The sequence below is a fragment of the Mycobacterium sp. Panama NTM2 genome (assembly GCF_054355555.1).
Genome location: NZ_CM135953.1, coordinates 4,869,518 through 4,891,366 on the forward strand (window position 1 = coordinate 4,869,518; position 21,849 = coordinate 4,891,366).

Annotated in this window: 16 protein-coding genes; 8 read left to right on the top strand and 8 right to left on the bottom strand. The window is 70.6% G+C overall.

Annotation, left to right across the window (positions count from 1 at the left end; genetic code table 11):
* Window positions 1–7: 7 nt before the first annotated feature.
* Window positions 8–2,338 (bottom strand): ATP-dependent zinc metalloprotease FtsH, encoded by a 2,331-nt coding sequence (gene ftsH, locus ACXYX3_RS23350; RefSeq protein ID WP_458609188.1) that lies wholly within the window; start codon window positions 2,336–2,338, stop codon window positions 8–10.
* Between the two features lie 506 nt (window positions 2,339–2,844).
* Here ftsH and ACXYX3_RS23355 point away from each other — a divergent pair.
* The gene (locus ACXYX3_RS23355; RefSeq protein WP_458609189.1) at window positions 2,845–4,149 is read left to right on the top strand and encodes a PE-PPE domain-containing protein; all 1,305 of its coding nucleotides are present in this window, start codon (window positions 2,845–2,847) and stop codon (window positions 4,147–4,149) included.
* 38 nt (window positions 4,150–4,187) lie between these two features.
* Entirely contained in the window at window positions 4,188–4,925 is a 738-nt protein-coding gene (locus ACXYX3_RS23360; RefSeq protein WP_458609191.1) for an SIMPL domain-containing protein, read from the top strand.
* Here the strand turns inward: ACXYX3_RS23360 and ACXYX3_RS23365 are convergent.
* From ACXYX3_RS23365 to dacB, 5 genes are all read right to left on the bottom strand, one after another.
* A complete protein-coding gene (locus ACXYX3_RS23365) occupies window positions 4,918–7,137 on the bottom strand; it encodes a molybdopterin-dependent oxidoreductase (protein WP_458609192.1) in 2,220 nt (739 codons plus the stop codon). The genes ACXYX3_RS23360 and ACXYX3_RS23365 overlap by 8 nt on opposite strands.
* Before the next feature lie 85 nt (window positions 7,138–7,222).
* Window positions 7,223–7,798, bottom strand: a complete 576-nt coding sequence (gene hpt / locus ACXYX3_RS23370; protein ID WP_241204584.1) for a hypoxanthine phosphoribosyltransferase — start codon at window positions 7,796–7,798, stop codon at window positions 7,223–7,225.
* Window positions 7,799–7,817: 19 nt separating this feature from the next.
* Window positions 7,818–8,771, bottom strand: a complete 954-nt coding sequence (tilS, locus tag ACXYX3_RS23375) for a tRNA lysidine(34) synthetase TilS (RefSeq protein ID WP_458609193.1) — start codon at window positions 8,769–8,771, stop codon at window positions 7,818–7,820.
* Complete coding sequence (locus ACXYX3_RS23380) at window positions 8,750–9,793, bottom strand: zinc-dependent metalloprotease (RefSeq protein WP_458612196.1); 1,044 nt, start codon at window positions 9,791–9,793, stop codon at window positions 8,750–8,752. Before ACXYX3_RS23380 ends, tilS begins: the two co-directional genes overlap by 22 nt.
* Complete coding sequence (gene dacB / locus ACXYX3_RS23385; RefSeq protein ID WP_458609195.1) at window positions 9,790–11,163, bottom strand: D-alanyl-D-alanine carboxypeptidase/D-alanyl-D-alanine endopeptidase; 1,374 nt, start codon at window positions 11,161–11,163, stop codon at window positions 9,790–9,792. Before dacB ends, ACXYX3_RS23380 begins: the two co-directional genes overlap by 4 nt.
* 112 nt (window positions 11,164–11,275) lie before the next feature.
* Between dacB and ACXYX3_RS23390 the strand changes: the two genes are divergently transcribed.
* The 3 genes from ACXYX3_RS23390 (at window position 11,276) to ACXYX3_RS23400 (ending at window position 13,623) form a co-directional block, all read left to right on the top strand.
* Window positions 11,276–11,761 (top strand): inorganic diphosphatase, encoded by a 486-nt coding sequence (locus ACXYX3_RS23390; protein ID WP_241204587.1) that lies wholly within the window; start codon window positions 11,276–11,278, stop codon window positions 11,759–11,761.
* Window positions 11,762–11,910: 149 nt separating this feature from the next.
* Complete coding sequence (locus ACXYX3_RS23395; protein WP_458609196.1) at window positions 11,911–12,432, top strand: 2-oxo-4-hydroxy-4-carboxy-5-ureidoimidazoline decarboxylase; 522 nt, start codon at window positions 11,911–11,913, stop codon at window positions 12,430–12,432.
* Between the two features lie 27 nt (window positions 12,433–12,459).
* Entirely contained in the window at window positions 12,460–13,623 is a 1,164-nt protein-coding gene (locus ACXYX3_RS23400) for a serine hydrolase domain-containing protein (protein WP_458609197.1), read from the top strand.
* Here ACXYX3_RS23400 and ACXYX3_RS23405 read toward each other — a convergent pair.
* Both ACXYX3_RS23405 and ACXYX3_RS23410 read right to left on the bottom strand, forming a co-directional pair.
* Entirely contained in the window at window positions 13,605–14,000 is a 396-nt protein-coding gene (locus tag ACXYX3_RS23405; RefSeq protein ID WP_241204590.1) for a hypothetical protein, read from the bottom strand. The two genes, ACXYX3_RS23400 and ACXYX3_RS23405, sit on opposite strands and share 19 nt — an antisense overlap.
* 64 nt (window positions 14,001–14,064) lie before the next feature.
* The gene (locus ACXYX3_RS23410; protein WP_241204591.1) at window positions 14,065–15,102 is read right to left on the bottom strand and encodes a TerC family protein; all 1,038 of its coding nucleotides are present in this window, start codon (window positions 15,100–15,102) and stop codon (window positions 14,065–14,067) included.
* 226 nt (window positions 15,103–15,328) lie between these two features.
* Between ACXYX3_RS23410 and ACXYX3_RS23415 the strand changes: the two genes are divergently transcribed.
* Genes ACXYX3_RS23415 through ACXYX3_RS23425 form a run of 3 tightly spaced genes read left to right on the top strand, consistent with a single transcriptional unit; the run spans window position 15,329 to window position 21,833 of the window.
* Window positions 15,329–19,258 (top strand): Pls/PosA family non-ribosomal peptide synthetase, encoded by a 3,930-nt coding sequence (locus ACXYX3_RS23415; protein ID WP_458609198.1) that lies wholly within the window; start codon window positions 15,329–15,331, stop codon window positions 19,256–19,258.
* The gene (locus ACXYX3_RS23420) at window positions 19,255–20,595 is read left to right on the top strand and encodes a M1 family metallopeptidase (RefSeq protein ID WP_458609199.1); all 1,341 of its coding nucleotides are present in this window, start codon (window positions 19,255–19,257) and stop codon (window positions 20,593–20,595) included. The genes ACXYX3_RS23415 and ACXYX3_RS23420 overlap by 4 nt, the downstream gene beginning before the upstream one ends.
* Window positions 20,592–21,833 carry a hypothetical protein gene (locus tag ACXYX3_RS23425; protein ID WP_458609200.1) on the top strand — a complete coding sequence of 414 codons (1,242 nt, stop codon included), beginning with the start codon at window positions 20,592–20,594 and terminating at the stop codon, window positions 21,831–21,833. Before ACXYX3_RS23420 ends, ACXYX3_RS23425 begins: the two co-directional genes overlap by 4 nt.
* The last annotated feature ends 16 nt before the right edge of the window (window positions 21,834–21,849 follow it).

Consider the following 21,849-nt stretch of genomic DNA (forward strand, 5'->3'; position numbering starts at 1 on the left):
TCCTCCGTTACCCGTTGCCCGGCGGGGTGCCGCGCCCGTTCTCACCGCGGCCGTTGTCGTGGCCGCCCTGACCACCGTCCTGTTCCGGCGGTGCGGGCTGCGGATACGGCTGCTGGTAGGGCGGATAATACGGCGGCTGCGGATGAGCCGGCGCACCCTGATATCCCGACGGCGGATACCAGTAGCCGGGCTGCGGTTGCTGCTGCGGGGCACCGCCCTGCTGCTGCGGCGGGGGCGGCCAGCCGGGGGCATGCCACCCGGCCGGAGCGCCGTAGTCGGGCTGGGTCGGCCCGCCCGGCGCACCATTCGCGCCGTTGGTCCCGTTGCCGCCGTTGCGGTGCGCCGCATCGGCGGCAGCCTTGGACGCCTGGGCGATCGCGGTCTTGAACGCGGGCTCCGGCACCGGCTTGGGCCACGGCTCGCCGCGTTCGATGGCGAGCTCGCCGGGGGTCTTGATCGGCGGCTTGTCCGACGGCACGCGGCCACCGAAGTCGTCGAACATCGTCAACCGCGGGCGCTTCTTCACATCACCGAAGATCTGCTCCAGCTCCTTGCGGTGCAGCGTCTCCTTCTCCAGCAGCTCGCCGGCCAGCACGTCGAGCACGTCGCGGTACTCGGTGAGGATCTCCCACGCCTCGGTGTGCGCGGCCTCGATGAGCTTGCGGATCTCGTCGTCGATGATCTGGGCGACCTCGTGGCTGTAGTCCGCTTGGTTGCCCATCGTGCGGCCCAGGAACGGGTCGCCGTGCTCGGTGCCGTAGCGCACCGCGCCCAGCTTGGAGCTCATGCCGTACTCGGTGACCATCGCGCGGGCGATCTTGGTGGCCTGGTCGATGTCAGAGGACGCGCCGGTGGTCGGCTCCCGGAACACGAGCTCCTCGGCGGCGCGCCCGCCCATCGCGAACACCAGGCGCGCGATCATCTCCGAGCGCGTCATCAGTCCCTTGTCGTCCTCCGGCACCGCCATCGCGTGACCGCCGGTGCGCCCGCGGGCCAGGATCGTCACCTTGTAGATGGGCTCGATGTCGGGCATCGCCCAGGCGGCCAGCGTGTGCCCGCCCTCGTGGTAGGCGGTGATCTTCTTCTCGTGCTCGCTGATCAGCCGGCTCTTGCGGCGCGGCCCGCCGACCACGCGGTCCACGGCCTCTTCGAGCGCCGGGCCGGTGATGACGGTGCCGTTCTCGCGCGCGGTCAGCAGCGCGGCCTCGTTGATGACGTTGGCCAGGTCGGCGCCGGACATGCCGACGGTGCGCTTGGCCAGACCCTCGAGGTCGGCGTCGGGGGCGATCGGCTTGCCCTGCGAGTGCACCTTCAGCACGGCGCGGCGGCCGGCCAGGTCGGGGCTGGAGACCGGGATCTGGCGGTCGAAGCGGCCGGGCCGCAGGAGCGCGGGATCGAGGATGTCGGGCCGGTTGGTGGCTGCGATCAGGATGACGCCCTGGCGGTCGCCGAAGCCGTCCATCTCGACGAGCAGCTGGTTGAGCGTCTGCTCGCGTTCGTCGTGACCGCCGCCGAGGCCGGCGCCGCGCTGGCGGCCGACCGCGTCGATCTCGTCGACGAAGATGATGCACGGGCTGTTCTGCTTGGCCTGCTCGAAGAGGTCGCGCACGCGGGAGGCGCCGACACCCACGAACATCTCGACGAAGTCAGAGCCCGAGATCGTGAAGAACGGCACCCCGGCCTCCCCGGCCACGGCGCGGGCCAGCAGCGTCTTGCCGGTGCCGGGCGGGCCGTAGAGCAGCACGCCCTTGGGGATCTTGGCGCCGAGCGCCTGGTAGCGGCTCGGGTTCTGAAGGAAGTCCTTGATCTCGTAGAGCTCCTCGACCGCCTCGTCGACGCCCGCGACGTCGGCGAACGTGGTCTTGGGCATGTCCTTGGACAGCTGCTTGGCCCGCGATTTGCCGAAGCCGAAGCCCATCCGGCCGCCTGTCTGCATGCGGGAGAACAGCACGAACAGGCCGACCAGCAGCAGCAGCGGCAGCATGTAGATCAGCAGCGAGCCCAGCACGCTGGACTGATTGACCACCGTGTTCGTCTTGACGTTCTTGCCCTGCAGCGCCTCGAACAGCGTCACGCCGTACCCGGTCGGGTACTTGGTGATGATCTTGTCGCTGTTCTCGGTGTCCCCGTTGCCGTCTTTGAGCTCCAGCCGCAGCTGCTGCTCACGGTCGTCGATCTGCGCGCTGGTGACGTTGCCGCTGGTGATCTGCGACATCGCGACCGAGGTGTCGACGGGCTTGTAGCCGCGGGTGTCGTCACTGAAGTAGAAGAAGAACCACCCCAGCAACAGGACCACGGCGATCACCGTGAGCGTGCGGATCACATTTTTACGGTTCATGCGTTGGTCCGGTTCATCGATGTGTGCGGCCAGGGTGAAAGAACCCCGGCCAAAATCCTTCCAAGAACGCCAGCTGGAAACCTCAAGGCTACCGCTAGACCAACGTTCGGCAGCCTCTGGAGTTCCCGCCGCTGGTGTGCACACAGATCGGAATCTGCGCCGAACTCGCGATCCAGACTCACACTCGACGCCGCGCGCACACGGAGAGTCCACACCAACGTGGTGACGCTGCAGGTGGCCGAGGCCGGGTAACCGGAGCTGGCCCACATTCCGCGACACCGCTCCAGCGAAGTGGTCAGCGGACCGTGTCGGGAGGTCGTGACGGAGTGGCCAGGACATTGGCTGACCGTGGGGCGGCCGGACGAGCTGAGCCGATTGTTGTTCGAGTTCCTCGCGGTTTGAGGTGTGATATCCACCACGGGCGGGTATGTTTGCTGCGGGTTGGGGCGGCATGCCACCGGGGGGAAATTGACGTGAACTTCACAGCAAAGCGACGCCGTGTGTCTGTGGGCCGGTCTGACCGCGCCGCCCTGGTCACCTCGGCGCGTCACACATTCGCCGACCTCGGGCCTGCGGCCAGCATGGCCGACGTCGCCGAGGCGGCAGGCGTCAGCACGGACGTGCTCTACGGCCACTTCGGCGACCGCGACGGTCTCCTCGTCGCCGTCCTCGACGACCTCGGAGAGTCACTGCGCGAGCCCGAACCGGCGGTCCGGCCGTCACTCGGCCTTCCGCAGCTGTCGGCGCGGTATGTGGTCCCGCCGGTCGTCGCGGCGAGCGCGGTGTTGTCTCTGGGCATGGCGCCCCCGTCATCCGCTGCCGCCGTAGACCCGCCCCCGGCGAGCTCCGTGGTGACGATCAGCCCGCTGTGGCCGGTGTGGTCTCTGGACACCGCCCTGCAGGGGTCGCTGTGCGCCACCGCCACGTGCTCCCGGCTGGACTATGTTCCGTTCGCGACGGGTAACGGGGTACGCGCCCTGGACCGGCAGCTCTCGCAACTGGCGGCGTCGCCGTCGCAGGCCATCGGCGACGGCCCGACCGTCGTGCTGGGCTTCAGCAACGGCGCCGGTGTGGCCGAGGAGTGGATGGCCCAGCACTCCGGGGTGGCCGGCGCGCCCTCGCCCGACGAGGTGTCCTTCGTCCTGATCGGCAATCCGCGGCGGGCCCACGGCGGTCTCATGCCACCGATCGAGCCCACCGACTATCACGTGATCGACGTGGTCCGGCAGTACGACCCGATGGCCGACTTCCCGGACCGGCCGCTGAACCTGCTGGCGCTGGCCAACGTCGCGGCAGGCATGCTCTCCCCGATGCACCTGGACTACCGCGGGGTCGACCTCGACGATCCGGACAACGTGGTGTGGACCGAGGGCAACACCACCTACGTGTTCGTCCCGACGACGGAGCTACCGCTGCTGAAACCGTTGCGCGCCCTGGGGTTCGACGAGCTGGCCGCGAAATTGAACGGCCCGCTCACCGACATCATCGAAAAGGCCTACGACCGGCCGTATCTGGACGCGCCGCAGCCTGCGCCGGTCGTCGCACCGGAACCCGAGAAGACGGTCCTCGCGGCCGACGAAGCCGAGCCCGCTCCCACCCGTCGCGCATTGTTCTCGAAACATACTGCCGCCGAGGATGATTCGGATGACTCCCCCGCGCGGAAACCGCGCCGGTCCGGTGACGACAGCACGCAGAGCGCCGACGACACGCCGTCCGTCACCGCCCCGCCCGCGAGCGACAGCGCCGCGGCGAGCACGCCCAAGCCCGCGAAGAAGACGCACAAGGGTTGGGGACGCCACCGCGCCGAGTGACGCACCGATGCCGGGCTCGGCGCGTTACTGTGCCAGCCATGTCGCACACAGCCCGCAGACCCGTCACCCGGATCGCTCTGACCGTCGCCGCCGCCGGCGTCGTCGCGGCTTCGGCGGCCGCCTGCGACGCGCGGTCCGGACCGGCCGCGTCGCCCGGCACCGACGCCCGGCAGGTCACCGTCGTCGGCGAAGGTCAGGTCAAAGGCACCCCGGACACATTGACGGTCAACGCATCCATGGAGTTCCAGGCCGCGGACGCCACCGGCGCGATGAGCCAGACCAGCGAGCGCCAGCAGGCCGTCATCGACGCACTGGTCGGCGCCGGGATCGACCGCAAGGACATCGCCACCACCGCAGCGGATCTGCAGCCGCAGTACGGCAGCGACAGCACCACGATCTCCGCGTACCGCGCCACCAACTCGATCACCGTCACGATCCGCGATCTGGCCAAGGCGTCGGACGCGATCGGTCTGATCGTCAGCACCGGCGGCAACGCCGCGCGCATCAACTCGATCAACTACTCCATCGACGACGACTCACAGCTGGTCCGTGACGCCCGCGCCCGCGCGTTCAATGACGCCAAGGACCGAGCGAATCAGTACGCGCAGCTGTCGGGGCTCGACCTCGGCGACGTCATCTCGATCTCCGAGTCGGCCGCGCCCACCCCGCCGGTGCCGATGCCGGCGATGCCGCGTGCGATGGAGGCCGCGGTGCCGCTGGAGCCGGGTCAGCAGACCGTCGGCTTCTCGGTGACGGTCGTGTGGCAGCTCAGCTAGAGGGCCCGACGGTGACGGGGAGCCCGTTGAGCACCGCGGTGCCCGAGAGCGGATCGAGCAGCGACCCGTCGTTGAGCTGGTTGACGTTGACGCCCGGCTGACCGGCGGCCAGCTGCTGGCCGGTGCCCGGACGGTCGTGCCCCCACCCGTGCGGCAGCGACAGCACGCCGCGGCGGATGCCGTCGGTGAGCTCGACGGGCACCACCAGCTCGCCGCCGGCACCCTTGACCACGGCGGTGTCGGTGACGCCGAGGTCGGCGGCGTCGTCGGGGTGCATCCGCAGCGTGCAGCGGTTGGTGCCGCCCGCGAGTGCGGGCAGGTTGTGCATCCAGCTGTTGTTGCTGCGCAGGTGCCTGCGCCCGATCAGCACGAAGCCCTGGGCGGGACGCGCCATCGCCTCGCGCAGCCGGGCCGCGTCCTCGATCAGGGCGGGCGGCGCAAGCTCGACTCGACCCGACGGCGTACGCAGCACGTCGAGCAGCCGCGGCTGCAGCGGACCCAGATCGACACCGTGCGGTGCGTCCCTGAGCCGCTGCAGCGTGAGGCCGTCCGGGCGAGCGCCGAACGCGTCGCCGTAGGCGCCCAGGCGCAGCATCATGTCGAGCCGGCGCTCATAGCCGGGGCCGGCGGGCAGCATCGCGGTCAGCTCGTCGACCGCGCGCCCGGCGACCGGTGAATCGGGGTCCGCGGTCTCCTTGGCCAGGGTGGTGGCGATGACCTGCTCATCGACCAGCGCCGGGTCGGCGTCCTGGCCCAGGCCGTACACGACCAGCGCGAGCCGCGACAGGATCTCGGCCTCGCTGGGCCGGCCGTGGAGCGGCAACACCGGCGGTGAGTAGCGGGCGTTGTTCCGGATAGCGAGAGCGTTGAGCGCGACGTCGAAGTGCGGGGCGCGCGACGGCGGGGGTGGGGGCAGGATGACGTCGGCGTGGCGGGTCGTCTCGTTCACGTAGGGGTCGACGCTGACCATGAACGTGACGCGCTCCAGTGCTTTGTCGAGCCGGTCGCCGTCGGGGGCGGACAGCACCGGGTTACCCGCGACCGTGATCATCGCCCGGATCTGACCGTCGCCCGGCGTCTCGATCTCCTCGGCGAGGACAGGGGTGGGCAGTTCGGAGAGCACCTCGGGACGGCCGGACACCCGGCTGTGCCAGCGACCGGTGCGGAACCCCTTGCCGGGCCGGTGCCCGCGCGGCGCCGGCGCCACCGCCGAGCAGGGGAACATCGCGCCGCCGGGCCGGTCCAGATTGCCGGTGAGGACGTTGACGACGTCGACGAGCCAGCTGCCGAGGGTGCCGAACTCGACGGTCGATGTGCCGATCCGGCCATAGACGGCCGCGCTGGGCGCCGCGGCGAGTTCGCGTGCCAGCGTGCGGATCTCGTCGGCGTCGACGCCGCAGTACTCGGCGACGGCGTCGGGTGCGAAGTCCCGCGCGGCCGCCCGCACGTCATCGAGTCCGGCGACGTGGTCTCCGATCTCCCCGAGAGTCACCAGGTCCTCGTCGAACAGCACGTGCACCACCGCGAACAGCAGCGCCGCGTCGGTGCCGGGGCGCGGCGCGAGGTGGCGATCGGCGAGTTCGGCGGTGCGGGTGCGGGCCGGGTCGATGACGACGATGCGGCCGCCCCGCTTGCGGATCTCGCGCATCTTGCCGCCGAAGTCGGGGGCGGTGGTCACGCTGCCGTTGGACACCAGGGGGTTGGCCCCGATGATCACGAGATAGTCGGTGCGGTCGAGGTCGGGCACAGTGAACGCGACCGGGCTGCCGAACATCAGGCCCAGCGACACGTGCTTGGGCATCTGGTCCAACGTGCTCGCCGAGAACACCTGCCGGGTGCCAAGGCCGCGGATGATCAGCGGCGGATACAGCGCGCCGGCGACCGTGTGCGCGTTGGGGTTTCCGAGATACAGCCCGACCGACGCTCCGCCGTTCTCGCGGATCACCGCGCTCAGACCCTCGGCGGCCGCAGCGAACGCCTCCTCCCACGTGGCCTCGGTGAGCACGCCGTCGCGACGGACCAGCGGCGCCCGCAACCGATCGGGATCGTTGTCGAGCTCGGCGAAGCTGGCACCTTTCGGGCAGATGAATCCGTGGCTGAACACGTCGTCGCGATCACCCCGGGCGCCGATGACGCGGCCCTCGTCGATGGTCAGCGTCAGGCCGCAGGTGGCCTCGCAGAACGGGCAGATGCGCAACGCGGTGTCGGTCATGGCTTCGATCCTGCGTCCAGATCGACGAAATGGCGAGAACTTCTCGCGCTTTCCCGCCCGAACGTCGGTTTGGGCGGGGGGTGGGTCAGTCGGTATAGACCTTCGGGTCGAGCGTGCCGATGAACGGCAGATCGCGGTAGCGCTCGGCGTAGTCGAGGCCGTAGCCGACCACGAACTCGTTGGGGATGTCGAAGCCGATGTATTCGATGTCGACGTCGGCGCGCACCGCATCGGGCTTCCGCAGCAGCGTGCACACCCGCAGCGAACGCGGCCGCCGGGTGGCCAGGTTGCGCAGCAGCCACGACAGCGTCAGGCCGGAGTCGACGATGTCCTCGACGATCAGCACATCGCGGTCGTTGATGTCGCGATCGAGGTCCTTGAGGATGCGCACCACACCCGACGACGACGTCGACGAGCCGTACGAGCTGACCGCCATGAACTCCAGCTGCGTGGGCAGCGGGATCGCCCGGGCCAGGTCGGTGACGAACATGACCGCACCCTTGAGCACCGTGATCAGCAGCAGGTCCTGCTGCCCCTCCCCCGGCGTCGGGTAATCGGCGGCGATCAGATCGGCGAGTTCCGCGGTCTTGGCGCGGATCTGCTCCTCCGACAGCAACACCGACTTGATGTCCCCGGGATACAACTCGCCATGCGCAGGCACGCCTAGAGCGTAGCGGTGCTCACTCGGCGACCGGCTCGCGGTAGAGCGTCAGCACCTCACCACGCCGGCCCGCGAACAGCCGACGCCGTGTCATCGCGCTCGGGACCGCGACTCCGCCCTGCCCGCGCCAGGCCGTGACCAGGGCGTCGACCGCGCGGATCTGCGCATCGGTCAGGCCGGCGGCACCGCCGTCGAGCAGCCAGCGCCGGATCACCCGGCGGCGCAGTGCGGCCGGCAGCGCCGTCAGAGTCGCGACCGGCAGGTCGGGTTCTACGGCGATGCCGGCGGCGAGCGCGTCGAGCGCGTCGCTGTCCTCCCGCAGCGCGGAGGCGGTGCGGGCCAGCGCCTCGGCGACGCCGCCGGAGAGCACGTCCTCGAGCAGCGGCAGCACCTCGGCGCGCAGCCGCACCCGGGTGAAGCGACGGTCGTCGTTGTGGGGATCTCGCCACGGCGTCAGTGCCAGCTCGGCACACGCGGCTTCGGTGACGCTGCGCCGCACCCCCAGCAGCGGCCGGCACCACGGCGCGTCGTAGGCCACCATCCCGGCGATCGAGCGGGCACCCGAGCCACGGCCCAGCCCCAGCAGCACCGTCTCCGCCTGATCGTCGAGCGTGTGCCCCAGCAGCACCGGCATCCCCGCGCGGGCCTGCTCCAGCGCCGCGTACCGCGCGGTGCGCGCCGCCGCCTCCGGCCCGCCGCCGGCGCCGACCGAGACCGAAAACACCTGCGCAGCAACGCAACCCAGGTTCAGCGCCTGGTCGCGTGCTGTCGCGGCGACGGTGTCGGAGCCGGCCTGGAGCCCGTGATCGACGATCAACGCCGTCGTCGGCCGCAGCGCTGCGGCGACCGCGGTCAGCGCCAGCGAATCGGGCCCGCCCGACAGCGCGACACACCAGGGCCCGTCCAGCCCGTACTCGGCGGAGAACCGGCGCAGCGCCGCGCGCAGCTGCGCTACAGCACCCGGTCGATCCATCGCTGCGGCTCGTCGATCTCGTCGGGCTGCGGCAGGGTGTGCGGGCCGGTCCAGATCGTGTTGAACCGCGCCATGCCCACCGTCGACACCACGGCGTCGACGAACGCCTTGCCGCGCGTGTACTGGTCCATCTTCGCGTCGATGCCGAGCAGCGCCCGCAGCAGCCGCTGCACCGGCGGCTGGCGCCGATGCCTGCGCTGGTCGAACCGGCGGCGGATGGTGGCCACCGACGGCACCACCGCAGGCCCCACGGCGTCCATCACGTGATCGGCGTGGCCCTCGAGCAACGTGCCCAACACCAGCAGCCGATCCAGCGCCTCACGTTGCGCGCCGGACTGCACGGCCCGCACCAGGCCCAGGATGCCGGCCGAATTCGCTTCTGGCGCTTCACCGGAACGCCGTTGCCGGACGAAGTCGGCCAGCCGCCCGATCACCTGGGTCACGTCCTCGCCGGCGTCGGAGGTCAGCACGCCGAGCGCGTCGGACATGTGGCCGGCCAGCCACGGGTTGGCGCGGAACTGCACGCGGTGGGTGACCTCGTGCAGGCAGACCCACATCCGGAAGTCGGCCGGCTGTACGTGCAGCTGGCGCTCCACCGCGATGACGTTCGGATACACCAGCAGCAGTTCACCGCCATTCGGGGCGAACGGATCGTATTGCCCCAGAATCCCCGACGACACGAACGCCAGCACCGCGCCCGTCTGCACGCCGGCGATCCGCCCGCTGATCGCGCGGGGCTTGGCGCCGTCGCTGCCGCCGGTCATCGCCCGCATGGACCCGGCGGCCGCGCGGATCCACTGCGGCCGGTCGACGATCCGGGCTTCCGGGATGTCCGCGCCCTCGGCCAGACCGGTCACCTCGCGCACCGGCACCTCGGCGGCGCGCGCCGCATCGGCCAGCTGCGCGATCACCTGTCGGCGCGTGTAGTCGGTGGCCGGCGGCTCGGGACGGGCCAGCTTGCCACCGAACGACGCGGCCAGATTCCAGTCCACTGCGCTACCGACGGAGAAGGTCTGGCTCATGAGCGGCACCCGCACGATCGCAGCGTCGCGGCGAACGCGTCGAGCGCGGTGCGCCCGCTGGGGCCGGCCCGGTTGGACAGCAGCGCGAACGTCAACACCCGGCCGTTGGAATCGGTCACGATGCCGGCCAGGGAATTGGTGGCGGTCAGCGAACCGGTCTTGGCGCGCAGATACCCGGCGGCATCGCGACCGGGCGGGGTGTCGAGGTAGCGGTTGGACAGCGTGCCGCTGCCGCCGGCGATCGGCAGCAGGTCCAGCAGCGGACGCAGCCGGGGGTGGTCGTCACCGGCCGCCGCCCCCACGACCTCGTCGAGTGTCTCGGCGGTCAGCCGGTCGTCGACCGACAGCCCGCTGGAGTCCAGCAGCCGCGCCCCACTGGTGTCGATCCCGGCGTCGTCGAGCGCGGCGAGCACGGCGCTGACCGCGCCGGTGAAACTCTGCGGCCGGCCCGTTTCCGCGGCGACCTCCCGGCCCGTCGACTCGGCCATCACGTTGTCCGAGGCGTTCATCATGTCGCGCAACCGCTGGATCAGCGGCGGCGACTGGACCGAGGCGATCTCGCGGCCACGGGCGGCCGACGGCAGCACGGTCACCGTCTGCGGATCGACGCCGAGCGCGACGGCGAGCGCGCGACCGGCGTCGAGTGCGGGGGTGCGCGAGCGGGCCGAATTCACGGTCACCGGCTGGGTGCGGCCACCGTCGAGCATGACCGCTTCCATCGGGGCGATGTCGCCGCCGTCGATGTCCAGCGGATCCCACCCGGGCGCCATCGTCGGGCCGCTGTAGGCGCTGACGTCGACGGCGACGCTGCGCGCGGTCACCCCGCTGCGGCGGACCTGGTCGGCGAGGTCGACGATCCGCGCGGCGTCGCGGTACCAGGTGTCGGTGCCCCGCGGCGCGGCTGACAGCGTCGGATCGCCGCCCCCGACGAGCACCACGGTTCCGGGCGAGGTGGCCACCACCCGCGTCGTCAACCGGGCCTCGCGATCGAGGGTCAGCAGCGCCGCGGCGGTGGTGAGCAGCTTGTTGACCGACGCGGGCTGCATCGGCACGCGCGGGCTCTGCGCCCACAGCTCGTCACCGGTCATCGCGTCGGTGATGCGGCCGGTGAACTGCCCCAGGTTCGGATCGGCCACCACGACACGCAGCGCCGCGGCGAGCCCGGCGGGTGTCGGCATGTCGGCGGTCTCGGGCACCGGAACGACGCCGGGGTCAGCGGTCGCGGGCGCCGGCGCGGCCTTGACGGCCACCGCGTCGGAGGTGTGCCGGCCGGCGATCAGTGCGGCCGTGGCGACGAGCCCCGCCACCACGACCACCACGGCGAGGCCGACCAACACATAGGTGGACCTTCGCCATCGAGTCGGCCGCATAGTTCCCCTGTCGCTCGATGAGTCGGAAAGCCACCCCCGTAGTGCAGGGTATCGCTCCGCACTAAGGTGGTTCCGGCCTGTTGATCGCCCGTCATGCGAAGGAGCCTCCCCGGTGCAGTTCGACGTTCTCATCGAGATCCCGAAGGGTTCACGCAACAAGTACGAGGTCGATCACGACAGCGGCAAGGTGAAGCTGGACCGCTACCTGTTCACCGCGTTCGGCTATCCGACCGACTACGGCTACATCGAGGACACCCTTGGCGAGGACGGCGATCCGCTGGATGCGCTGGTGCTGCTGCCCGAGCCGGTGTTCCCCGGGTGCATCGTCGAGGCCCGCCCCGTCGGCATGTTCCGCATGACCGACGAGAAGGGCGGCGACGACAAGGTGCTGTGCGTGCTCGCCGACCCGCGGTGGGACCACATCCAGGACATCGGCGACGTGTCGGAGTTCGAGCTCGACGCGATCAAGCACTTCTTCGTGCACTACAAGGACCTCGAGCCGGGCAAGTTCGTGCACGCCGCGGACTGGGTGGGTCGCGAGGAAGCCGAGGCCGAGGTGAACCGCTCGATCGAGCGCTTCACGACCGAAGGCCACTAGTTCTCCTGGGCAAGACTTATCTGGCCGAGGAGACGCGAACTCGCGCGCGTTGACGGCGTGTCGGCTCAAGTTTGTGTCTGCTCGCCGGATTTGACCTGCCCGTAACACGGCGTTACGTCCGCGCCGTTTCCGCGTCCGATCATGACGGTGTGTTGCTGCATCAGGGGATCGGACTGGAGGCGTTCAACGCGCTGTCGATGCGCCGCGCCGTGCACGCCGTCTACGAATGCTGCTTCAGCGTGCCGCTGGCCGCCGACCTGGCCCGGCAACGCCCCTTCACCTCCCACGACCAGCTGTTCCGCTGCGCCGACGGGCTGCTGTTCGCGCTCGGCGAGGACTCGATCGACTCGATCCTGCAGGCCTACCCGGACGTGGGCCGGCGGCCCGGCAGCGAGAAGTCGGCAGCCGAACAGTGCGCAGTCAAAGACGCACGCCCCGAGATGATGGCGCGACTGGCCGACGCCTCGAAGACCTACCTCGAGCATTTCGGGTTCGGCTTCGTGATGTACGTCAACGGCTACAGCGCCGACACCGTGCTGGCCACCATGGCCGACCGCCTGCTCAACGATCACGAGACCGAGCGCAAGATCGTGCGCAACGAACTGGCCAAGATCAACCGCACCCGGCTGGAACGCATGCTGGGCCCGGAGGGCGGTTACGACAACTGGTGACCGCGGGGTGGCTCTAGGCTCGCCTCCATGCATGGCGCGGTGCACGGTCACTGGGAACCCCGCTTCGACCGCCTCGCCGCCGCTCTGGCCGAGGAGATCTCCGCGGGTGAGGAGCTCGGCGCGTCGCTGACGGTCGACGTCGACGGCGAACTCGTCGCCGACCTGTGGGGCGGCTACGCCGATCGCGCGAAAACCGTTGCCTGGCAGCAGGATACGATCGTCAACTTCTGGTCGTGCACCAAGACGCTGACCGCGCTGGCCGCGCTGCTGCTGGTCGACGCGGGCCACCTCGACCCGTTCGCGCCGGTCGCGAGGTACTGGCCGGAATTCGGGGCCAACGGCAAGGCCGGCATCGAGGTGCGCCACCTGCTCGCCCACACCTCGGGTGTGTCGGGCTGGCAGGTGCCGTTCGGGGTCGAGCACATCTACGACTGGGAGCGCGCCACCGCCCACCTGGCGAATCAGACCCCGTGGTGGGAACCGGGCACCGCGTCGGGCTACCACGCGATGAACTACGGGCACCTGATCGGTCAGCTGGTCCGTCGCATCACCGGCAGCACGCTCAAAGACTTCGTCCGAGAGCACGTTTCCGTCCCTTGGGACGCTGACGTCCAGATCGGCGCGCAGGCCGGCGACGAGCCGCGCATCGCCGAGCTGGTCGCTCCCCCGCCGCGCGACCGCGCCCTGGACCGGCTCGCCCCCGACCACCCGGCGGTCAAGACGTTCGCGGCGTTCCCGCCCGGCGCCTACGGTGTCGCGGTCGCCGAAACCACACCGTGGCGGCGGGCCGACATCGGCGGCGCCAACGGCCACGGCAACGCCCGCGGGTTGGTCCGCGCGCTGCGCGCGATATCGCTGGGCGGCACCGTCAACGGCACGAAGGTGCTGTCCCCCGCCACCATCGCCACGATCTTCATCGAGCAGTCGCACGGCACCGACCTGGTGCTCGGCATTCCCCTCCGCTTCGGGATCGGTTTCGGCCTGCCGTCGCCTGAGAGCGTGCCCGCGGTCCCAGCCGGGCGGGTGTGCTGGTGGGGCGGCTGGGGTGGGTCGCTGGTCGTGATGGACCTCGACCGGCGGGCCACCTTCGCCTACGTGATGAACAAGATGGGCGCGGGGACGACGGGCTCAGCCCTCGCGTTGCGCTATTCCCGGCTGATCGACGAAGCGCTTCAGGACGCCCGAGGCTGATTGCGCGCGGCCAACTCGGCCAGTGCGTCCCGACCGATGCGTTCGAGATCCTGGCCGCCCGACGCGCCGATCAGCGTGACCCCGTCGGCGACCCCGGCCGAGGAGATGTCGGCGAGCAGACCTGCCAACCCGGCGACGGTGCCCGCGTAGCGGATCGTGTCGGCCGACTGGTCGCCGAAGGCCGCACGGGCGGCCCGGAAGTCCCGGGCGACCGCGACCGTGACGTCCAGGATCACCGCCGCGTTCCCCGGACCAGACCGGATCCGTGAGCGCACCTGACGGGCGCGCTGCAGGTCAGGCGCCGACACCCGGATGACGGGTTGCTCGCTGTCGGTCAGTTCCCGCACCCCGGCGTCGTCGCTGACAAAGATCCGCACACCCGGCACGGTAACCGCCCTCGCACACCCGCGCCCCCGTTGAGATCAGCGCGAGCGCAACCGCCTAGCGGGTGGTGTCCCTCGCGGGGTCGGTGCTCTCCTCTGCGGTCTCGGAAGCCGCCTCACCGTTCTTACGGACGTCGTGCACTCGCGTCTTGTACAGGCTCGCCGCGGTCGTGATCAGCAGCGTGACGACGATGACGCCCAGGCTGGCCAACGTCGGGATCTCCGGCACCTTCACGGGCTCGCCACCGTTGATGAACGGCACCTCGTTCTCGTGCAGCGCATGCAGCAGCAGCTTCACCCCGATGAAGCCCAGGATGAACGCCAACCCCTGCGACAGGTAGACCAGCCGCTTGAGCAGGTCGCCGAGCAGGAAGTACAGCTGCCGCAAGCCCATCAGCGCGAACACGTTGGCGGCGAACACCAGGTACGGCTCGCGGGTCAGGCCGTAGATCGCGGGAATCGAGTCCAGCGCGAACAACAGGTCGGTGGTACCGAGCGCGATGATCACCAGGAACATCGGCGTCATCAACCGTCCGGAGCCGTTCTCCTTCACCCACAGCTTCAGGCCGTCCCAGGTGTCGGTGAACTTCAAGCGCTTCTGCGCGAAGCGCACCACACCGTTCTCACCGTCGTCGTCGTGGTCGGTGTCACGCACCAGCTTGATCGCGGTGTACACCAGGAAGGCGCCGAACAGGTAGAAGACCCAGGAGAACTGCTCGATCGCGACGGCGCCGAGGGCAATGAAGATGCCGCGGAAGATCAGCGCCAGGATGATGCCCACGAGCAGGGCCTGCTGCTGATAGATCCGCGGCACCTTGAAGCTGGCCATGATGATCAAGAAGATGAACAGGTTGTCCACCGACAGGCTGTACTCGGTGAGCCAGCCGGCGAAGAACTCGACACCGTACTGGCTGCCGTGGAAGAACCAGATCCACACGCCGAACGCGATCGCGAGTCCGACGTAGATACCCAGCGCGGTGCCGGTTTCCCGCTTGGACGGCTCGTGCGGACGGCGCCCGATCACAACCACATCGAAGAGCAGGATCGCGATGGTCACGCTGAGCGTGATCCCCCACTCGAGAGCACTGACGTTCATCTAACCTCCGGTCGTCGTTCCAACGCCGGAGGTCTCTTCCACCGCCACCGCTTCCGGCATCCGGCCCGCAGCACCGGTCCCCCGGATGCGGGCGACGTGATGACGACACTGTGGCGAAGGAATACTCCCCTCCAAGCGGGCGATTCTGCCAGGTGCGCCGTCGACACGCGAATCAGCGGCCGCCCGACGGCGAGAAGCGGCCATCCGCAGTGAGTACTTTGTACCCGTGACAGCACCGGATCCAACCTCGGCGATCCCGCCGCAGTACCTGCTGTCGGCGCAGGCACCGGCGGCGCGCACGCTGATCGACATCCTCTACGACACCGCGCGTCGCCACCCGGATGCGACCGCCCTGGACGACGGCACCGTGCAGCTCACCTACTCCGAATTGATCGCCGACGTCGAGGACAGCGTGGCGTGGCTGGCGGCGCGCGGCATCGGCCGCGGCGACCGGATCGGCATCCGGATGCCGTCGGGCAGCTATGCGCTCTACGTCGCGATCCTGGCCACCCTCGCCGCGGGTGCGGCCTACGTGCCCGTCGACGCCGACGACCCGGCCGAGCGGGCGGAACTGGTGTTCACCGAGGCCGAGGTCGTCGCGGTGATCACCGAGCGCGGCCTGATCCGGGGCCCCGGTGCATCCCGCGGCTGGCGCGCGACGGCACCACTGAGCCGCGACGACGCGTGGATCATCTTCACCTCGGGTTCCACCGGCACGCCCAAGGGCGTCGCGGTCACCCACCGCAACGCCGCGGCGTTCGTCGACGCCGAAGCGCAGATGTTCCTGCAGGACAACCCGCTGGGCCCGGGTGACCGGGTGCTGGCCGGACTGTCGGTGGCGTTCGACGCGTCGTGCGAGGAGATGTGGCTGGCCTGGCGGCACGGCGCGTGCCTGGTGCCCGCACCGCGCTCGCTGGTGCGCAGCGGCATGGACCTGGGTCCGTGGCTGGTATCGCGTGACATCACCGTGGTGTCCACGGTCCCGACGCTGGCCTCGCTGTGGCCGGCCGAGGCGCTCGAGGCGGTGCGGCTGCTGATCTTCGGCGGCGAGGCGTGCCCGCCCGAGCTGGCCGCGCGCCTGGCGGTCGAGGGCCGGGAGGTGTGGAACACCTACGGTCCCACCGAAGCGACGGTGGTGGCTTGTGCCGCTCAGTTGACCGGGACCGGGCCTGTCAGCATCGGGTTGCCGCTGCCGGGCTGGGATCTGGCCGTCGTCGACGCCGCAGGCAATCCGGTCGGCATCGGCGAGGTCGGCGAGCTGGTGATCGGCGGCGTCGGGCTCGCGCGCTACCTCGACCCCGACAAGGACGCCGAGAAGTACGCCGCGGCCCCGACACTGGCGTGGAGCCGCGCCTACCGCAGCGGCGACCTGGTACGGCTCGAAGCCGACGGGCTCTACTTCATGGGCCGGGCCGACGACCAGGTCAAGGTCGGCGGCCGCCGCATCGAGCTCGGCGAGGTCGACACCGCGCTGGTGCACCTGCCCGGCGTCAGCGGTGGCGCGGCGGCCGTGCGCCGCACCGCGAGCGGCACCCCGCTGCTGGTCGGCTACGTGGTCGCCGCCCCCGGCGGCGCGTTCGACCTGGCGTCCGCCCGCGCGCGGCTGGCCGAGTCGCTGCCCGCGGCGTTGGTGCCGCGACTGGTGGTCGTCGACGAACTCCCCACCCGCACGTCGGGCAAGGTGGATCGCGCCGCGCTGCCCTGGCCGGTGACCGGGGGCGGCAACGATCCCGACGAAACCGCGGCAGATCTCGGCGGCACGCTCGGCTGGCTGGCCGGCCTGTGGCGCGACGTGCTCGCCGCCCCGATCGACGGTCCGAGCGCCGACTTCTTCGCCCTCGGCGGCGGCTCGCTGTCGGCCGCCCAGTTGATCGCGGTGCTGCGGCAGCGCTACCCGCAGGTGACCGTCGCCGACCTCTACGACCATCCCCGGCTGGGCTCGCTCGCCGGGTATCTCGACGAGCTGGAGCCGCCGCCGGCCGTCGAGACCCGCACCGTGCGTCCCGTGGCGCGGCTGACCCAGGCTGTCCAGGTGGCGCTGACGGTGCCGTTGGCCACGCTCACCGGTATGCAATGGGTGGTGTGGCTGGCCGTCGCCAACAACCTCGCCGCCGCGATCGACCTGGTGCCGTGGGCGCGGCCCGTCAGCTGGTGGTGGATTCTCGCCGGCTTCCTGCTGTTCGTCTCACCGCCCGGGCGGATGGGCATCGCGGTGCTCGGCGCACGCATCCTCGTCGGCACGCTGCAACCGGGCACCTACCGGCGCGGCGGATCGGTGCACCTGCGGATCTGGCTGGCCGAGCGGCTCGCCGACGCCAGCGGCGCGGAGAACATGGCCGGCGCACCCTGGCTGGTGTATTACGCACGCGCGCTGGGCAACTCGGTGGGCAGCGGGGTCGACCTGCATTCCGCGCCGCCGGTCACCGGAATGCTGCGGATCGGTCACCGCTGCTCGATCGAGCCGGAGGTGGACCTGACCGGGCACTGGATCGACGGCGATCTGTTCCACGTCGGGCCCATCACCATCGGCAACGACTCCACCATCGGCGCGCGCACCACACTGCTGCCCGGCGCGGTCGTCGGCAAGAACGCCGATGTGGCACCGGGATCCGGTGTCGTCGGCAAGGTCAAGAACGGGCAGTACTGGAAGGGCTCGCCGGCGGTGAAGTCCGGCAAGGCCAAGCATCCGTGGCCCGATCACCGGCCGCCACGCGCTCCGGTGTGGGTGGCGATGTACGGCGTGACCTCGATGCTGCTGGGAGCGCTGCCACTCGCGGCGCTGGCCGCCGGGCTCGCCGTGATCGGCTGGGCCGTCCGCGGCACCGCGACCCTACGCGATGCGCTGCTGCCCGCCCTCGCTGCGACGATCCCGGCGACCGCGGCGGCGATGCTCGTCTACGCCGCGCTGACAGTGATAGGGGTGCGCCTGCTCGCCGTCGGCCTGCACGAGGGCTACCACCCGGTGCGCAGCCGGTCGGGGTGGCAGCTGTGGGCGACCGAACGGCTGATGGACGGCGCGCGCACCTACCTGTTCCCGATCTACGCCGGGCTGGCGACACCGTGGTGGCTGCGCCTGCTCGGCGCGAAGATCGGCAAGGGCACCGAGATCTCGACCGCGCTGCTGATCCCGAAGTTCACCGTCGTCGAGGACGGCGCGTTCCTCGCCGACGACACGATGGTCGCCTCTTACGAGTTGGGGGGCGGCTGGATCCACGTGGCCCGCGCCACCGTCGGCAAGCGCGCTTTCCTGGGCAACTCCGGCATCACCCAGCCCGGCCGGCGCGTGCCCGACGACGGTCTGGTCGCGGTGCTGTCGGCGACTCCGCACAAGGCGAAGGCCGGTTCGTCGTGGCTGGGCAGTCCGCCGATGCGGCTGCGCCGCAAGCCGACCGCGGCGGACGCGCTACGCACCTTCCATCCGTCGCCGCGGTTGCGCGTGCTGCGCGCGGTGGTCGAGATGTTCCGGTTCGTGCCCGTCGTCGTCACGTTCGCGATCGGCCTCGGGGTGCTGCTGGCCGGGCAATCGCTGGTGCTGGCAGTCGGGTGGCTGGGTGCCGCGCTGCTGACCGGCCTGGTGCTGCTGGTCGCCGGCGCAGCGGCCGGTGGGATCGCCGTCGCGGCGAAATGGCTTCTGGTGGGCCGCATCACCGCGATCGAACATCCACTGTGGTCGTCGTTCGTCTGGCGCAACGAGGTCTCGGACACCTTCGTCGAGACCGTCGCGGCGCCGTGGTTCGCCCGGGCCGCGTCGGGTACACCGGTGATGAACGTATGGCTGCGCGCACTGGGCGCGACGATCGGACGCGGAGTGTGGTGTGAGACGTACTGGCTGCCCGAGGCCGATCTGGTGACCCTCGGCGACGGCGCGACGGTGAACCGCGGCTGCGTGGTGCAGACGCACCTGTTCCACGACCGCATCATGCGGATGGACACCGTGGTGCTGGACGCCGGTGCGACGCTCGGCCCGCACTGCGTGGCGTTGCCCGCCGCGCGGCTGGGCGCCGGCGCCACCGTCGGTCCGGCGTCGCTGGTCGTGCGCGGTGACGAGGTCCCGCCGTCGACCCGCTGGCAGGGCAACCCGATCGCGCCGTGGCTGCCGCCGCGCAAGAAACGCGCGGACGACGGCGGCAAGGCGAAGAAGTCGGCGGCCGCGTGAGGGCACGCAAACAGGTCGCCAAAAAGGGAACGCCGCCGGTCATCGACCCCTACCTGCCCGGCACCGGCAACTTCGGCTACCGGGTGTCGCGCTACGAGCTCGACCTCGAGTACAAGGTCGCGATCAACCGGCTCGCCGGGACCGCCACGATCACCGCGGTCACGCTCGCCGAACTGCAGACCTTCACGCTGGATCTGTCCGCGGCGCTGTCGGTGTCGAAGTTGACGGTGAACGGCAAGCGGCCGAACAACTTCCGCACCTCGAACAGCAAGCTGCACATCAGCCTGACCGACCGGCTGCCCGCCGGCGCGGCGATGACGATCGTCGTGCGCTACGGCGGCACCCCCCGCCCGGTCCGAACGCTGTGGGGCGAGGTCGGTTTCGAAGAACTCACCGAGGGCGCCCTGGTGGCGGGTCAGCCCAACGGGGCGTCGTCGTGGTTTCCGTGCGACGACCATCCCGCCGCCAAGGCCAGCTACGGCATCCAGATCAGCACGGAGAGCCCGTATTTCGCGTTGGCCAACGGGAAGCTGCTCCACAAGCGGGTGCGGGCCGCGATGACCACGTGGACCTACGAGCAGGCCGAACCCACGTCGACGTACCTGATCACCCTGCAGATCGGGGTCTACGAACGGCACCGCATCGCCAAGAACGGCACGGCGATCCACGCCGTCGCTCCCGAGCGGCTGCGCGACGAGGTGGCCCACGACTTCGGCCGGCAGGGCCAGATGATGAAACTGTTCACCAAGCTCTTCGGCCCCTACCCGCTCGACACCGGCTACACGGTGGTGATCACCGACGACGACCTCGAGATCCCGCTGGAGGCGCAAGGCATCTCGATCTTCGGCGCCAACCACTGTGACGGACAGCGGGGCGCCGAACGGTTGATCGCCCATGAGCTCGCCCACCAGTGGTTCGGCAATTCGGTCACCGTGCAGCGGTGGCGCCACATCTGGCTGCACGAGGGCTTCGCCTGCTACGCCGAATGGTTGTGGTCCGAACACTGCGGGCAGCGCAGCGCCGACGACTGGGCCCGGCACTACCACCACCGGCTGACCCACTCTGCCCAGGATCTCGTCCTCGCCGACCCCGGACCCCGCGACATGTTCGACGACCGCGTCTACAAACGCGGCGCGCTCACCCTGCACACGCTGCGAAACAGGCTGGGCGACAAGAGTTTCTTCGCCCTCCTCAAGGACTGGACGACGCGGTACCGGCACGCCAGCGTGGTCACCGACGACTTCATCGGACTGGCTGCCCGCTACAGTGACGACTCCTTGCGCCCCCTGTGGGAGGCGTGGCTCTACGCGACCGACGTTCCGCCCCTGGACCAGTGACCGACGCGACCGTCGGTCCGGGCGCCGTCACGCGCGGCAGCATGGTGCGTGTCGGGGCGGCGACCGCGGTGTCCGCGCTGTGCGGATACGCCGTCCTCTATCTGGCCGCCCGAGATCTCGAGCCCGCCGGATTCTCGGTCTTCGGGGTGTTCTGGGGCGCGTTCGGCCTCGCCAGCGGCGCCGCGTTCGGTCTGCTGCAGGAAACCACCCGGGAGGTCAGGCAGGCAACGGCGGTCGCCCCTGGCGGGGAGCGCACCCGTCCGGTGCGGATCGGCATCGGGGTGGGACTGGGCTCCGCGGCCGCGATCGCGATCACCGCACCGCTGTGGGCCGGACACGTGTTCGCCGACGCGACACTGCTCAGCGTCGCGCTGCTGGCCGCGGGGCTGGCCGGGTTCTGCATCCACACCACGCTGCTGGGCCTGTTGGCCGGGCTCGACCACTGGTCGGAGTACGGCGCGCTGATGGTCGCCGACGCCTTGCTGCGGGTCGCGGTCGCCGCGGGCAGCTTCGTCCTCGGCTGGGGGCTGGGCGGCTACCTGTGGGCGACGGTGGCGGGCGCGGTGGGCTGGCTGCTGATGCTGCTCACCTCCCCAGTGACCCGCGCCGCGGCGCGGCTCTACACCCCGGGCACCACAGCGACGTTCCTGCGGGGGGCCGGCCACTCGATCGCCGCGGCAGGGGCCAGTGCGGTGCTCGTGATGGGCTTTCCGGTGCTGCTGAAGGCCACCTCGGGCGATCTCGGTGCCGCCGGCGGCGTGGTCATCCTCGCCGTCACGTTGACGCGCGCGCCGCTGCTGGTGCCGTTGACCGCGATGCAGGGCAATCTGATCGCCCACTTCGTGGATCAGCGCGCACATCGCCTGCGGGCGTTGATCGTTCCGGCCGTCGTCGTGCTGGTGCTGGGCGCCGTCGGGGTGACCGCTGCGGCCGTTTTCGGGCCGTGGCTGCTGCGCGAGGCATTCGGCCCCGAGTACGTGGCCGACGGAGTGCTGCTGGGCTGGCTCACCGCGGCGGCGGTGATGATCGCGTTGCTGACGCTGACCGGCGCCGCCGCCGTCGCCGCCGCGCTGCACCGCGCCTACGCCGTCGGCTGGATGTCGGCGACCGTCGCCGCCGCGACGCTGCTGGCGCTGCCGCTGCAACTCGAGGTACGGACCGTGGTGGCGCTGCTGTGCGGCCCGCTGCTGGGCATCGCCGTGCACCTGGTCGCACTTGCCAAGGTTCCGCCACGGTAGGCGGTGTACTTTGTTG